This window comes from Actinomadura sp. NPDC048021 (assembly GCF_040653135.1).
Lineage (GTDB): Bacteria > Actinomycetota > Actinomycetes > Streptosporangiales > Streptosporangiaceae > Spirillospora > Spirillospora verrucosospora.
On record NZ_JBEZJQ010000013.1, the window covers coordinates 193,825 to 208,620 of the forward strand.

Consider the following 14,796-nt stretch of genomic DNA (forward strand, 5'->3'; position numbering starts at 1 on the left):
TTCAGATCCCGCGCAGGGACGTGAGCTTCGCGGGGTTGAGGACACGGCGGACGGCGGTGACGCGGCCGCCCTCGACCTCCACGGTGTCGACCCCGGCCGCCCGGCCGTCCCGCCGCACCAGCAGCTCGCGGCGCCCGTTGACCTCCGCGAACTCCAGCCGCAGCAGGTTGCGGGCGCCGACGCGCAGCAGCACGGTCGCCACCCGCTCCGCCCCGGCGATGACCTTGCGGGCGGCGAAGACCTGCCCGCCGCCGTCGGTGGTGTAGACGGCGTCCGGGTCCAGCAGCGCGAGCAGCGCGGCCTCGTCGCCGCGCTCGTAGGCGGACCGGAAGGCCGCGAGCACCCGGTCGCGCTCGGCCGCCGGGGCCGGGCGGGACGGGAGCGCAGCGGCGATCTTGCGGCGGGCGCGGGACGCGAGCTGCCGGCACGCGGCGGCCGACCTGCCGAGCACGCCGGCGATCTGCTCGTAGGGCACCTCGAACGCCTGGTGCAGGACGAACGCCACGCGCTCCGGCGGCGACAGCTCCTCCATGACCACCAGCATCGCGGTCCCGGCCGTCTCGTCCATCAGCACCGGCTCGGCGGCGTCCGGCCCGGTCAGCAGCGGCTCGGGCAGCCACGGCCCCACGTACTCCACGCGCCGCGCGCGGGCCGAGCCCAGCACGTCGTACGCGCGGCGCGCGGCCACCGTGAGGAGCCAGGCGCGCAGGTCGCGGACGTCGTCCAGCGGTTCCCGGGCGGAGGCGCGCAGCCACACGTCCTGGGTGATGTCCTCGGCGTCGGCGACGCTCCCGGTGATCCGGTACGCGGCGCCGAACACCGCCGGCCGGTGCTCGGCCCATTCATCGTCGAGTCGGCTCACGCCCGCTCCGTGCCTCGGCTGTGCCTGCGTGAGGAGACAACCCCCGCGCCCCCCGTTTCATGCCGCGGCGGGGGTGAACACCCACTTCTTGTACGACCAGTAGCGGAACGCCGACCCGAGGCCGACGCCCGCGAGAAGCCCCAGGTTGTAGGCGACCCCGCCGTGCAGGCCGAGGGTGTAGTAGGTGAAGCCGGTGCACAGCACCTGGATCAGCAGCCCGACGCCGTTCAGCGCGAAGAAGATCGCGACCTCCCGGCCGGAGCCGTCGCTGTCGCGGTGCCGGAACGTCCAGAACCGGTTGAGCAGGTAGGAGGACAGCGTGGACACCACGGTCGGCACGACGACGCTCGTGACCGGGCTGCCGCCGAGCCACGCGCGCATCAGGTTGGCGCCGAAGATCATGATCAGCGTGCCGAGGCACCCCACGAAACCGAAACTGAGCAGTTCGCCGAGGAATGTCCGCAGCGCCGGGGCGGACGCGACCGTTTCGGCCGGTCCCGACCGCTGGATGGTGCTCACTCGCCCAGACCTTACCTGAGTAGGACATATACGAAGGTCGCAACCCCCGCAAAAGATCAACAGGCGCCGCCTCACCGCTCGGCCGTCACCGCCGCCGGGGCCAGCAGGACGATCAGCCCGACCAGCGCGACCGGGACGGCCAGCGCCCACGTCAGCCCCACGCCCTGCGCGATGAACCCGATGACGGGCGGGCCGCCGAGCAGGCCGAGGTAGCCGACGCCGGTCACCCGGGAGATCCCGGCCGCGGCCGGCACGCCGGGCACGTTGCCCGCCGCGCTGAAGGTGACGGGCGCCACGACCGCCACGCCGAGGCCGAACAGCGTGAATCCGGCCACCGCCGCCGTGGGGTCGCCCGCCGCGAGCCCGAGGCCGAGTCCGAGGGCGGCGGCCAGCGAGCCGCCCCGCAGCACCGGGACGGGCCCGAAGCGCGCGACGACCTGGTCGCCGGTGAGCCGGCCCACGGTCATCGCCACCGCGCACCCGGCGTAGCCGAGCCCGGCCACGCCCGGGCCCGTGCCGAGGTTCTCCCTCAGGTAGATCGCGCTCCAGTCGGCCATGGCGCCCTCCCCGACGAACGAGCACAGCCCGATGACGCCGAGCATGATCAGCGGCCGGCGCGGGGAGCGGGCGGGGGCCGGGGCGTCCCCGTCCGGTTCGGGGAGCTCGTCGGCGGAGCGGTCCAGCAGGCCGCGGCAGCCGAGGGCCAGCAAGGCGATCAGCGCCGCCGCCGCGACCGCCAGATGCAGCGGGACGGGGACGCCCGCGTGCGCGGCCGCCGACCCGGCCAGCGCCGCCAGCAGCGTCCCGATGCTGTAGGAGCCGTGCAGCCCGGACATCAGGGGACGGCCGTAGCCGCGCTCCACGGCGACGCCCTGCGCGTTCATCGCCACGTCCATGAGGCCGAGCGAGGCGCCCATCAGCAGCAGCGAGAGGATCAGCGCGCCGAGGTTCCAGGCCAGGCCGAGCGGGACCAGCGCCAGCGCGCCCGCGGCCCCCGCCGCGATCGTCGTCGCGCGGCTGCCCCACCGGCCGACGATCCGCCCCGCGAACCGGACCGCCGCGACGACGCCCACGGGCGCGCCGAGCAGCGCCACGCCCATCGCGCCCTCGCCCAGCCCGAGATGCTCCTTGATCTGGGGGATGCGGGCGACCCAGGCGGCGCCGAGCAGGCCGTGCGCGGCGAACGCCAGCGTCACCGCGGCGCGCGCCCGGGACAGCGTCGTGATCTTGTCGGTAACCACTCGGCAGACTGTACGTCGCCGACGCGGCCGGGCCGGCCCGGCCGCCTCACGCCAGGTCCGCGAGCGGCACCCCCGGGTCGGCGAGGCGGGCGGCGTCCACGGGGCGCCCGGAGCGGATCAGTGCCTGGACGTCCCCGGTGACGTCCCACACGTTGACGTTCATGCCGGCGACGACCCGCCCGCCCGACAGCCAGAACGCGATGAACTCCCGTCCCGGGACGTCCCCGCGGTACACGACCTCGTCGTACTCCCCCGGCGCCGCGACGCCCGACATCTCCATGCCGAGGTCGTACTGGTCGCTGAAGAAGTAGGGGAGCTGGTCGTGGACGACGTCCCGGCCGAGCATCGCGCGGGCCGCGGCGGGACCTCCGTTCAGCGCGTTCGCCCAGTGCTCCACGCGGATCCGGCGGCCGAGCAGCGGGTGGTAGGCGTTGGCGACGTCCCCGGCCGCGTAGATGTCGGGATCGGACGTGCGCAGCGACTGGTCGACGAGGATCCCGTCGGACACCTCCAGCCCGGCCGCCTCGGCGAGCCCGCTGTTGGGCCGCACCCCGATGCCGACGATCACGACGTCCGCGGGCACCTCCGCGCCGCCGGAGGTCACCACCGCCGAGACCTGCCCGGCGCCCCAGAACCCGGCCACCCCCTCGTCCATCCGCAGGACCACGCCGTGCTCGCGGTGAAGGTCGGCGAACATGCCGCCGAGCTCGGGCCCCATCGCGGCGTGCAGCGGCACCGGCTCCGGCTCGATGACCGTCACCTCGTTGCCGTGCGCGCGGGCGGCGGCCGCCGTCTCCAGCCCGATCCAGCCCGCCCCGGCCACCACGACCCGGCGGCCGCCGGGCGCCAGCGCCTGCTTCAGCGCGGCCGAGTCGGCCATCGTCCGCAGGTAGTGGATGCCCTGGAGCTTGGAGCCCGGCACGTCCAGCCGGCGCGGGGACGCGCCCGTCGCCAGCAGCAGCTTGTCGTAGGCGACCGGCTCGTCGGTGGACAGCCGGACCTGGTGCGCCCCCCGGTCGACGGCCGCGACGGACGTGCCGGCCCGCAGTTCCACATCGTGCTTGTCGTACCAGTCCGCCTCGTGGACGTGGGCCTTGTCCCGGGGCTCCTTGTCCAGCAGGAACCCCTTGGACAGCGGAGGCCGCTCGTACGGCCGCTCGATCTCCTCCCCGACCAGCAGCACCCTTCCCGCGAAGCCCTCCTCACGGAGCGTCTCGGCCGCCTTGGCCCCGGCCAGGCCGGCGCCGGCGATGACGAACGTCTCCTCGGGCATGGTGACCTCCTGTAGTGGACCTGTAGCTATCCCTACAGCGGCGCCTGCCACGAGACAAGGGTCCGTCGGCTGGCGCGTCGAGGCGTGTCCCCCGCCCGCGCCGGGCCGTCCCCCGGGTCAGTACCCGCGTCCGCCCAGCATGCGGTGGCGGGCCATCGCCGACAGGTCGGTCAGGGAGGCGATCTGGTCGATCACGGCGCGCAGCCGGGCGGCGTCGTCGGAGGCGTCCGTGAACGCGTCGCGGAAGCCCGGGTCGAGGGTCTCCGGGGCGCCCGCGAGCATCATCTCCGCGAGTTCGGTGATCAGCGTCCGCTGGCGGGCCCTGACCTCCTCGTGGCTGATCCACACGTAGTGCGCCGTGATGCCCTTGAGCAGGGCGTTCTCCAGCCGCTGCCGCCGCGGCACGATCAGTTCCGCCGCGTAGCGGGTGAGCGGGCGGTCGCCGTAGGCCTCCCGCGTGGCGGTCTCGGCGGCCAGGCAGAACCGCCCGATCAGGGTGCTGGTCAGGTTCTTGAGGGCGGCGTGGCTGCGCGGGGTGCCGTCGTAGCGGTCGGGCCAGCAGGGCTCGGCGAGCAGCGCGGCGAAGCGCTCCTCCAGCTCGGCCTGGCCGGCGTCGGGGCAGTACAGCTTCGCCGCCGTGGCGGCGACGAGGCGGCGCTCGGCGGGGTCGGCGAGGCGTTTGAAGTCGACGTGCCCGGCGACCAGCGCGTCCTCCAGGTCGTGGACGGAGTAGGCGACGTCGTCGCTCCAGTCCATGACCTGGGCCTCGAAGCAGGCGCGGCCCGGCTCTGCGCCGTCGCGCACCCAGCGCGCCACGTCCGCGTCGTCGTCGTAGACGCCGAACTTGCCGTTCACGGCCTCGGCCTGCGACCACGGGTACTTCATCGCGGCGTCCAGCGCGGCGCGGGTCAGGTTGAGGCCGACGCTGCGTCCGTGCAGGGGCGGGCCGTCGGCGGCGAAGGACTTCGGCTCCAGCCTGGTCAGGACGCGCAGGCTCTGCGCGTTGCCCTCGAACCCGCCACAGTCGCGGGCGACGATGTCGAGCGCGTACTCGCCGTTGTGCCCGAACGGCGGATGCCCGATGTCGTGCGACAGGCAGGCCGTCTCCACCAGGTCGGGGTCGCAGCCGAGCGACTTGCCCAGTTCGCGGCCGACCTGCGCGCACTCCAGCGAGTGGGTGAGGCGGGTGCGCAGGCTCTGCACGGTGTCGGCCACCGCGTCGGCGCCGGGCGAGGCGACCTGCGTCTTGGCGGCCAGCCGGCGGAGGGCGGCGCTGTGCAGCACCCGGGCCCGGTCGCGTTCGAACGCCGTGCGGTCGCGCCGCTTGGGGGGCTCGGGCGCCCAGCGTTCCTTGTCACGGCCGTGGTAGCCCGTGGTCACGTTGATCGTCATGTCCCTATCCAGGGTAGAGGGCCGCGAGGGTCCTCAGCGGCCCGGCGATGGCGAGGACGGGGGCGGGGACGACGAGGAGGGCGGGGACGCCGAGGGCGTCGCGGACGGGTCGATGTGGATCCGCTTGATGGTCTCGTCCGGCACCTGGACGCTCTTGCCCAGCAGCACGTACGACAGGTACCCGCCGGTCTCGCGGACGATGTAGTGGAACTGGGTGTCGCGGGTCTGCACGCTGGGGCCGCTGCGGGTCGGCGACGCGGCGGCCTTGATGCCGCTGTCCTCGGCCATCTTCTTGGACCGCAGCCCGTGCCACGGGTCGGTGACGATCACGCCCGAGGACCAGTGGTGCCGGTCGAACTCCCTGCCGACGGCCTTCATGCTCTCCAGCGTGTCGCGCCCGACGGGCACCTCGAAGACCCGGGAGGCGGGCACGCCGCCCTTGGTGATCAGCCAGTTCCGGCCGGCCCCCGCCTCGGTGTAGTTGTCGCCGGGGGCCTTGCCCCCCACCGTCACGATGGCCGGCGCGACCCCGTGGCGGTACAGGTCCAGGGCGTGCTGGAGCCGCCATTTCAGCGTCGGGGACGGCACCCCGTTGTACTGCGCGGCGCCCAGCACGATGATCGCGTCCGAGCGGGGCCGCTCGTCCTGGCGGGCCTGGTGCCAGATCCGCGCGCCGACGGCGAGCGGCGTCAGCACCGCGATCGCCAGCAGCCCGGTAAGGATCCCGGCCGGGATCGCGAACCAGGGCGACCGGCGCCACCGGCCGCGCCCACGGCGCCGCCGCGGCCCGTCCGCCCGCTCGTCGGGACCGTCCGTCTCATCGTCTTCCGGCGTGAACTCCGGCAACTCCGCTTCCAACGTCATCGCATCGGACACGTTAGTGAGATGTTCCGGCATGCGCGCCAGGTTCGCCAGGACGGCGTGTCATCCGTCCCACATCGGTCCCGGCGGCCGGGCGCGGTGGCCCGGCCGCCGGGCGGGACGTCAGCGGCTGTCGCTGCCCCCGGAGGCGTCGGCGGCCTCGATGGCCGCGCGGCCCGCCTCCAGCCGCGCCACGGGGATGCGGAACGGCGAGCAGGACACGTAGTCGAGGCCCACCTCGTGGCAGAAGTGCACCGAGTCGGGGTCGCCGCCGTGCTCGCCGCAGATGCCGAGCTTGAGACCGGGCCGCGCCCGGCGGCCCTCCTCGGCGGCGATGCGCACGAGCCTGCCGACCCCCTCGCGGTCGAGGGTCTCGAACGGCGACACCCCGAAGATCCCGAGCTCCAGGTAGCGCGAGAAGAACGCCGCCTCCACGTCGTCGCGGGAGAAGCCCCAGGTCGTCTGGGTGAGGTCGTTGGTGCCGAAGGAGAAGAACTCGGCGGCCTCGGCGATCTGCCCGGCGGTCAGCGCCGCCCGGGGCAGCTCGATCATCGTGCCGATCAGCGCCGGGACGTCGACCCCGCTCGACTCCCTGACCGCGGCGAGGATGTCGCGCGCCTCGTCGCGCACGGCCTCCAGCTCCTGGACCGCCCCGACCAGCGGGATCATGATCTCCGGGCGCGGGTCGCCGCCGGCCCGCCTGCGCGCCGCCGCGGCCTCGGCGATCGCGCGCACCTGCATCGCGAACAGACCGGGAATCACCAAACCCAGCCGCACGCCGCGCAGGCCCAGCATAGGGTTCTGCTCGTGCAGTCGGTTGACTGCTTCGAGCAGTCTCCGGTCCTTGGCGTCCGCTTCGTCGCCCGCGAGCGCGACCCTGACCGACAGCTCGGTGATGTCGGGGAGGAACTCGTGCAGCGGCGGGTCGATGAGCCGGATGGTGACGGGCAGTCCGTCCATCGCCTCGAAGATGCCCTCGAAGTCGCTCTTCTGGAGCGGCTCCAGGGCGTCCAGCGCGGCCTGCCGCTCGTCGTCGTCCTCGGCGAGGATGAGCTGCTCCACGAGCTGCCGCCGGTCGCCAAGGAACATGTGCTCGGTGCGGCACAGCCCGATGCCGGCGGCGCCGAACCGGCGGGCCCGGGCGGAGTCCTCCGGATTGTCGGAGTTCGCGCGGACCTTCAGCGCGGCCCGCGCGTCGGCGTGCCGCATGACCCGGTCCACGGCCTTGACGAGGTCGTCGCCGTCCTCGACCGCCAGCTGCCCCTCGAAGTAGCGGACGACGGGCGAGTCCTCGACCGCCACCTCCCCGAGGTAGACCTCGCCGGACGACCCGTCGATCGAGATGACGTCGCCCTCCCGGACCGTGACGCCGCCGGGCGCGGTGAAGTGGCCGCCCTTGACGTCGACGTCGAGCTCCTCGGCGCCGCAGACGCACGTCTTGCCCATGCCGCGCGCGACGACCGCGGCGTGCGAGGTCTTGCCGCCGCGGGAGGTCAGGACGCCCTTGGCGGCGACCATGCCGGCGAGGTCGTCGGGGTTGGTCTCGCGGCGGACGAGGATCACGTCCTCGCCCCGCTCGGCCAGCTCCACGGCGCGCTCGGAGGTGAACACGGCCTTGCCGACGGCCGCGCCGGGCGAGGCGTTCATGCCCTTGGTGATCTTCTTGACCCCGTCCACCCGGTCGGTGAAGCGGGGGAACATCAGCTGGGCGAGCTGGTCGCCGGTGACGCGGCGGGCGGCCTCGTCCAGGTCGATGAGGCCCTGGTCGAGCAGCTGGCAGGCGATCCGGAACGCCGCGCCGGCGGTCCGCTTGCCGACCCGGGTCTGCAGCATCCACAGCTTCCCGCGCTCGATCGTGAACTCGATGTCGCACATGTCGCGGTAGTGGTTCTCCAGCGTCTCCATGATCTCGAGCAGCCGGTCGTAGGACGCCTTGTCGATGCGCTCCAGTTCCTTCAGCGGGACGGTGTTACGGATGCCCGCGACGACGTCCTCGCCCTGGGCGTTCTGGAGGTAGTCGCCGTAGATGCCCTGCTGCCCGGACGCGGGGTCCCGGGTGAAGGCGACACCCGTCCCCGAGTCCAGGCCCATGTTGCCGAAGACCATCGAGCAGATGTTGACGGCCGTGCCGAGGTCGACGGGAATGCGCTCCTGCCGCCGGTAGAGGATGGCGCGGGGCGCGTTCCAGGAGTTGAACACCGCCTCGACGGCCAGGTCCATCTGCTCGCGCGGATCGGTCGGGAACTCGCGGCCCGTCTTCTCCCGTACGATGACCTTGAACCGGTCGACGAGCTCCCTGAGGTCCCCGGCGGTCAGGTCGCCGTCGTCGTCGCTGCCCCTGGCCCGCTTGACGTCCTCGACGGCGTCCTCGAACAGGTCGCCGTCGATGTCCATGACGGTCTTGCCGAACATCTGGATCAGCCGGCGGTAGGAGTCCCACGCGAACCGCTCGTCGCCCGCCTGCGAGGCGAGGCCGTGGACGGACTCGTCGTTCAACCCGACGTTGAGGACGGTCTCCATCATGCCCGGCATGCTGAACTTGGCGCCGGACCGCACGCTGACCAGGAGAGGGTCGTCGCTCTGGCCGAGCTTCTTGCCCATCGCGGACTCCAGGTCGGCCAGGTGCCGGTTCACCTCGTCCGCCAGGCCGTCGGGCAGGCTCCCGTGCTCGAGGTAGTGCCGGCAGGCCTCCGCGGTGATCGTGAACCCCGGCGGCACGGGCAGGCCGAGATTGGTCATCTCGGCCAGGTTGGCGCCCTTGCCCCCCAGGAGGTCCTTGAGGTCCTTGTTTCCCTCAGTGAAGTCGTACACGAACTTCCGCACGGGGAGCTCCTTCTCGCTCCGGTTCCACCCAGTGGCAGTTCCGGGCCCGCCGCCGCGGGGCGCGCGGCGTCGCGTCACCCCAGGCGGCGGCGGGTCCGCTGCCCTGTTTGCCGGGACTGTACCCGCGAACCCGAGACTTGCTCGGCGCCCGGTGCGCCGAGGGGAGTTATCCCAGCTCAGACTGCGGATAATGGTCTATTCCAATAGGGAGACCAGGGACACACCGCTCCAACCGCACCGCCCGGGCGCCCCGTCCCGGGGGGCGGCCCGTACCCAAGACACGCCCATCGCGTGGGAGAGGGAATGATGAATCAAGGAGGTGACGTTGTGAGGCCGAAGGTCGCCGGCGGCCGGGCGGGAGATCCGTTCGCCCCCATCGCCGATTTCGGGTTCCTGTCCGACTGCGAGACGACCGCCCTGGTCGCGCCCAGCGGCAACATCGAGTGGATGTGCCTGCCCAGGATGGACTCGCCCAGCGTGTTCGGCTCCATCCTGGACCGGGACGCCGGATACTTCCGGGTCGGCCCCGCGGGCGTGGAGGTGCCCGCCGCGCAGCGCTACATCCCGGGGACCATGGTGATGGAGACCACCTGGTGGGTGCACGGCGGCTGGCTGGTCGTGACGGACGCGCTGCTCATGGGCCCGTGGCACCACGAGACGGAACGGTCCCACACGCACCGCAGGGCGCCGACCGACTACGACGCCGACCACGTCCTGCTGCGGATGGTGCGTTGCGTGAACGGGCAGGTGCAGGTCCGCCTCGACTGCATGCCGGTGTTCGACTACGGGCAGACGCCGGCGCGCTGGGAGCACACCGGCTCCGGCTACCACGAGGCCGCCGCGCGCGGCAACGGCGTCGGCCTGCGGCTCACCACCGACATGAACGTCGGGTTCGAGGGGTCGCTCGCCACGTCCCGGACGCTGCTGAAGCAGGGCGAGTCCCGTTTCGTGGCGCTGTCCTGGAGCGAGCACGCGGCGCCCTCCTCGTGGGAGGAGGCGCAGGAGCGGCTCGTCTGGACCGTCCACCACTGGCAGCACTGGCTTGACCGGGGCCGGTTCCCCGACCACCCGTGGCGCAGCCACCTGCAGCGCAGCGCGCTGACGCTGAAGGGGCTGACGTTCGCCCCGTCCGGCGCGGTCGCGGCCGCGGCGACGACGTCGCTGCCGGAGACGCCGGGCGGCGACCGGAACTGGGACTACCGCTACACCTGGATCCGCGACTCCACGATGGCCCTCTGGGCGTTCTACACGCTCGGCTACGACTGGGAGGCCAACGACTTCTTCTACTTCATCACCGACGTCGCCGAGGCCGCCGAGGGCAAGCTGCAGATCATGTACGGGCTGGACGGGCGCGAGGAGCTGCCCGAGTCCACGCTCGACCACCTCACCGGCTACGACAACGCCCGCCCGGTGCGCATCGGCAACGAGGCGTACATGCAGGCGCAGCACGACGTGTGGGGCGCGATCATCGGCTCCATCTACCTGTTCGTGCGCAAGCGGGACCGGCTCGACGACCGGCTGTGGAAGATCGTCGTCAAGCAGGTCGAGGACGCCCTCGCCAACTGGCGGACGCCCGACTGCGGCATGTGGGAGGTGCGCGGCGAACCGCAGCACTTCACCTCCTCCAAGGTGTTCTGCTGGGTCGCGGCCGACCGCGGGGCGCGGCTCGCCCGCATCCGCGGCGACCAGGAGCGGGCGCTGCGCTGGCAGGCCGCGGCCGACGAGATCCACGCCGACGTGCTCGCCAACGCGCTGGACGAGCGCGGCGTCTTCACCGCCCACTACGGCGCGACGGCCCTGGACGCCTCGGCGCTGCTGATCCCGCTGCTCGGCTTCCTGCCCGCCGACGACAAGCGCGTCCGGGAGACCGTCCTCGCCATCGCCGACGAGCTGTCGGAGGACGACCTCGTCCTGCGCTACCGCGCGTCGGAGACCGACGACGGGTTCGAATCGGACGAGGGCACCTTCACGATCTGCTCCTTCTGGCTGGTCAGCACCCTGGTGATGGTCGGCGAGCTGGAGCGGGCCCGCGCCCTGTGCGAGAAGCTGCTGTCCTACGCGAGCCCCCTGCAGCTGTACGCCGAGGAGATCGACCCGCACACCGGCCGCCACCTCGGCAACTTCCCGCAGGCCTTCACCCACCTGGCGCTGATCAACGCCGTCATGCAGGTGATCAGGGCGGAGAATCCCTCGGACCAGCCGCCCCTCGCCTGACCCCCCGGACCCGTGGCCGGGCCGGTCCCCGGCCACGGGATTCCTTCATCACGACTCGGCGACGACCACCCAGAACACCGGTTTTTACCGAATTGTCCGGCCTACCGTTTCGCCGTGACCACGCCACCATCTCCTGACGACGACCCGGCCGCCCCCGAACCGCCTCCCGCCTGGGCACTCCCCGACACGCGCGCACCCGCCGCCGAAGCCCCGGCCGCCCCACCGGACGAGACCTCGCCCGCGGACGATCCGGAGCCCTCACCCACCGCGGGCGAGCGGCCCGGCCGGGCGCGGACGAACGGCTTAGCCATCGCCGCCCTGGTCACCGGTGCCGTGGGCCTGGTCCTGTTCGCGATCGCCTTCGCCGTCGCCGCCCTGGTGCAGATCCGCCGCCGGGGAGGCGGCGGCAGGGGCCTCGCGCTCGGCGAGCTCGGTGCCTCGGCGGCCTGGCTCGCGGCGGCGGCGATCATCGCGACGCTGTTCGGCGACTCGCTGTTCTCGGCCGGAGAAGCAGAGGCCGATCCGCGTCAGCGGGACGGCTACGTGCTGTCGTCGACCCTGAAGGTGGGTGACTGCTTCACGGCGCAGACCCATGACCCGGCCGATCCGAACGTGTATCCCAGCCCCTGCGCCAGCCCCCATAACGGTGAGGTGGTCGCCAAGGCGACGCTTCCCGCCGGCCCCTTCCCCGGAGTCCAACGGCTCGCCGCCCAGGCGGCGGCGCTGTGCGAGGAACGCACCCCGGACAACGTCAAAAAGATCGTGGACGACGACTTCGACGCGCGGACCGAGCTCCCCAAGCGCAAGGACTGGGAGAGCGGGAAGCGGACTGTGACGTGCACGCTCGTCTACGTCGGCGAGGACAAGTCGCTCACCGCACCGCTCAGCCGCGCCGTGATCACTCCCCGGCACGAGGCGATGTTCGAGCAGGGCGAATGCCTGGAGAAGTGGGACGAGAGCATGACCCCTCCGGTCGTGGACTGCGATCTGCCGCATCAGTTCCAGGTGCTGGCGACGTACAAGCTCCAGGGCAAGGAGTACCCGGGCATAAAGAAACTCGAAAAGATGGCCTCGGAGGGCTGCGCGAGGCGGGCGGCGGACATCTGGAAGGGCGATCCGCCGCCCGACCGCGTCTCCGCCACGTTCGCCACGCCGACCAAGCAGCAGTGGAGACTCGGCTATCGGGACGTGTACTGCCTGATCACGGGCGGCAATAACGGGCCGCTCAAGCGGTCGTTCGTGCCGAAGAAGTGACGTCCCCCTCCGGGCCGCCGCCGGGGAGGGCGGCGGCCCGGAGGGCGTCAGACGACCGCGCCCGAGCTGCCCGGGGTCCGGCGGACCGGCCTGGACTTCTGCTTGCTCTGGGGCGGCGGGGCCTTGGCGTGGCGCTCCAGGACGACGGCCAGCGGCGTCGCCGTGAAGACGCTGGAGTACGTGCCGACGACGATGCCGATCAGGAGCGCGACGGCGAAGTCGGTCAGGGAGTCGCCGCCGAGGACGGCCAGCGCCGCCAGGATGAACAGGGCGCCCACGCCGGTGTTGATCGTCCGCGGGACCGTCTGCAGCGTGCCGCGGTTGGCGATGTCGGCGAACCTCCCCCTGGGGTTCGCCGCCCACATCTCCCGGACCCGGTCGAACACGACGACCGAGTCGTTCACCGAGTAGCCGATGATCGTGAGCAGTGCGGCGAGGAAGACGCCGTCGATCGGCTTGCCCAGCCAGGCGAAGATCCCGGTGACGATCGCGATGTCGTGGAACATGGCGAGCACCGAGCCCGCCGCGAACGTCCAGCGGAACCGGATCGTCAGGTAGGCGAGCTGGGCCAGCAGGGCCACGCCGAGGGCGATGAGGGCCTTGGTCCGCAGCTCCTCCCCCAGGCTGGGGCCGATCAGCTCGTCGCGCTGCTTGGCGGCGCCGCCGCCCTCCTTCGCGAGGGCGTCCCGGATGCGCTTCTCCTCCGCGTTGCCGAGGTCGGCCGTCCGGACCGAGATGTCGTCCTTCCCCGAGGTCTGGACGACGGCGCGCGGGAATCCGGCCTCGGCGACGGCGGCGCGGGCGGCGTCGATGTCGACGTGCCGGGAGGTGGAGTACTCGACCAGGCGGCCGCCGGTGAACTCCACGCCGTAGTTCAGGCCGCGGGCGAAGATCCCCGTGACGGCGAGGACGACGGCGAGCGCGGAGACGCCGAGCCACAGGCGGCTGCGCTTCATCAGGTCGGGGCCGCTGTCCTCCAGCCACCGCCGGATGCGGCCGGCGCCGCCGATGCCGCCCGCCCTGCCCTTGCTGAGCCGGGGCATGCGCGCGGCGGCGGCGTCGGTGAGGACCCGGCTCAGCAGCATCGCCGAGACGAGGGAGCCCAGCACGCCGATGGTCAGCGTGACGCCGAAGCCCCTGACCGGCCCGGAGGCCAGGAAGAACAGCAGGCCCGCGGCCAGCACGGTGGTGGCGGCGGAGTCGGCGATCGCCGACCACGCCTTGGTGAACCCGACGGCCAGCGCCGTCCGCGCGCTGCGCCCCGGCGCGGCGGCGCGCTCCTCTCTCGCGCGCTCGAAGGCCAGCACGTTGGCGTCGATCGCCATGCCGATGGCCAGGACGAACCCGGCGAGCCCCGGCAGCGTCAGGGTGGCGCCGACCGCGACGAGAGCGCCGTAGGAGATGAGCGCGTACCCGGCGAGCGCGACCGTGGCGAGCAGGCCCGCCAGCCGGTAGACGGCCACGATGAACAGGCCGGTGAGGACGATGCCGATGACGGCGGCGCGGGCGCTGGCGTCGATCGCCTCGTCGCCGAGCGTCGGACCGACCACCCGCTGCTCGATGATCTTCACGGGGACGGGCAGCGAGCCGCCCTGGATGAGGGCCGCGAGGTCCTTGGCCTCGGAAGGGCTGAAGTCCCCGGTGATCTGGGTGGAGCCGCCGGTGATGCCGACGCCGCAGGCGACGCTCTCGGTGACCTGCGGAGAGGAGATCACCTTGCCGTCCAGCACGATGGCGACGCGGCGCTCGTCCCCCGCCGCGCAGGCGGCCTTGGCGGTCAGCCGCTCCCAGGTGGCGCCCCCGCCGCCCTTGAACCGGACGTCGACGGCCCAGCCGCCGAGGTTCTGCGGGTCGTAGGAGGCGCTCGCCGACCCGATCCCGGCACCGGTGAGCGCCGCGGGGCCGATCAGGATCTGCTGACCGCTCTCATCGGGGATCAGCTGCTGCCCCGCCGCGGGCGTGCCGGTGGCGGGCAGCACCGGGTGCGCCGTGAGCTGCGCGGTCTTGCCGATGGCGGCGGCGGCGCGGGTCGGGTCCTGGACGTCCGGCAGTTCGACGATCAGGCGCCGGTCGCCGGAGCGGGTGATGGACGACTCGGCGACCCCGAGCGCGTCGACGCGCCGTTGCAGCACCTCGCGGGCGCGGTCGGTGGACTCCCGGTCGGCCTTCACGGCCGGGGAGTCCTGCGTCTCCAGGACGATCTGGGTGCCGCCGCGGAGGTCGAGGCCGAGGCGGGCGGGTTTGGACCAGGCGAAGTAGAACGATGTGGCGAGCACGGCGAACGCCAGTACCGCCCGCACCACGTTGGCGCGAGTCAAGGGGAACCTCCACGCAGGGGTTTCGGTGCCGCACGTCGA

The 14,796-nt window shown here is 72.8% G+C and carries 10 protein-coding genes; 2 read left to right on the forward strand and 8 right to left on the reverse strand.

Features of this window, described 5'->3' with window-relative positions; translation table 11 throughout:
• Position 1: 1 nt before the first annotated feature.
• The 7 genes from sigJ to ppdK form a co-directional block, all read right to left on the reverse strand.
• Positions 2–862, reverse strand: a complete 861-nt coding sequence (gene sigJ / locus AB0C87_RS22975) for an RNA polymerase sigma factor SigJ (protein WP_345174485.1) — start codon at positions 860–862, stop codon at positions 2–4.
• A gap of 57 nt (positions 863–919) precedes the next feature.
• A complete protein-coding gene (locus AB0C87_RS22980) occupies positions 920–1,381 on the reverse strand; it encodes a GtrA family protein (RefSeq protein WP_345174484.1) in 462 nt (153 codons plus the stop codon).
• A 71-nt stretch (positions 1,382–1,452) separates the two neighbouring features.
• Positions 1,453–2,622 carry an MFS transporter gene (locus AB0C87_RS22985; protein ID WP_360359033.1) on the reverse strand — a complete coding sequence of 390 codons (1,170 nt, stop codon included), beginning with the start codon at positions 2,620–2,622 and terminating at the stop codon, positions 1,453–1,455.
• A gap of 46 nt (positions 2,623–2,668) precedes the next feature.
• Positions 2,669–3,895: an FAD-dependent oxidoreductase gene (locus AB0C87_RS22990; protein ID WP_360359035.1), complete on the reverse strand. Its 1,227-nt coding sequence runs from the start codon at positions 3,893–3,895 to the stop codon at positions 2,669–2,671.
• Between the two features lie 117 nt (positions 3,896–4,012).
• Positions 4,013–5,287 carry a deoxyguanosinetriphosphate triphosphohydrolase gene (locus AB0C87_RS22995; RefSeq protein ID WP_360579399.1) on the reverse strand — a complete coding sequence of 425 codons (1,275 nt, stop codon included), beginning with the start codon at positions 5,285–5,287 and terminating at the stop codon, positions 4,013–4,015.
• A 33-nt stretch (positions 5,288–5,320) separates the two neighbouring features.
• Complete coding sequence (locus tag AB0C87_RS23000; protein WP_360579401.1) at positions 5,321–6,151, reverse strand: YdcF family protein; 831 nt, start codon at positions 6,149–6,151, stop codon at positions 5,321–5,323.
• A 120-nt stretch (positions 6,152–6,271) separates the two neighbouring features.
• Positions 6,272–8,971 carry a pyruvate, phosphate dikinase gene (gene ppdK / locus AB0C87_RS23005; protein WP_360579403.1) on the reverse strand — a complete coding sequence of 900 codons (2,700 nt, stop codon included), beginning with the start codon at positions 8,969–8,971 and terminating at the stop codon, positions 6,272–6,274.
• 327 nt (positions 8,972–9,298) lie between these two features.
• Between ppdK and AB0C87_RS23010 the strand changes: the two genes are divergently transcribed.
• Positions 9,299–11,185 carry a glycoside hydrolase family 15 protein gene (locus tag AB0C87_RS23010; RefSeq protein ID WP_345174468.1) on the forward strand — a complete coding sequence of 629 codons (1,887 nt, stop codon included), beginning with the start codon at positions 9,299–9,301 and terminating at the stop codon, positions 11,183–11,185.
• 114 nt (positions 11,186–11,299) lie between these two features.
• Complete coding sequence (locus AB0C87_RS23015; RefSeq protein ID WP_360579405.1) at positions 11,300–12,439, forward strand: septum formation family protein; 1,140 nt, start codon at positions 11,300–11,302, stop codon at positions 12,437–12,439.
• 47 nt (positions 12,440–12,486) lie between these two features.
• Here AB0C87_RS23015 and secD read toward each other — a convergent pair whose 3' ends face one another.
• Positions 12,487–14,757: a protein translocase subunit SecD gene (secD, locus tag AB0C87_RS23020; protein WP_360579407.1), complete on the reverse strand. Its 2,271-nt coding sequence runs from the start codon at positions 14,755–14,757 to the stop codon at positions 12,487–12,489.
• Positions 14,758–14,796: the final 39 nt, after the last annotated feature.

Bases quoted from the DNA above. Each gene is read 5' to 3' on its own strand.
- AB0C87_RS22990 (WP_360359035.1), bottom strand. From the start codon at position 3,895: ATGCCCGAGGAGACGTTCGTCATCGCCGGCGCCGGCCTGGCCGGGGCC.
- AB0C87_RS22995 (WP_360579399.1), bottom strand. From the start codon at position 5,287: ATGACGATCAACGTGACCACGGGCTACCACGGCCGTGACAAGGAACGC.
- AB0C87_RS23000 (WP_360579401.1), bottom strand. From the start codon at position 6,151: ATGACGTTGGAAGCGGAGTTGCCGGAGTTCACGCCGGAAGACGATGAG.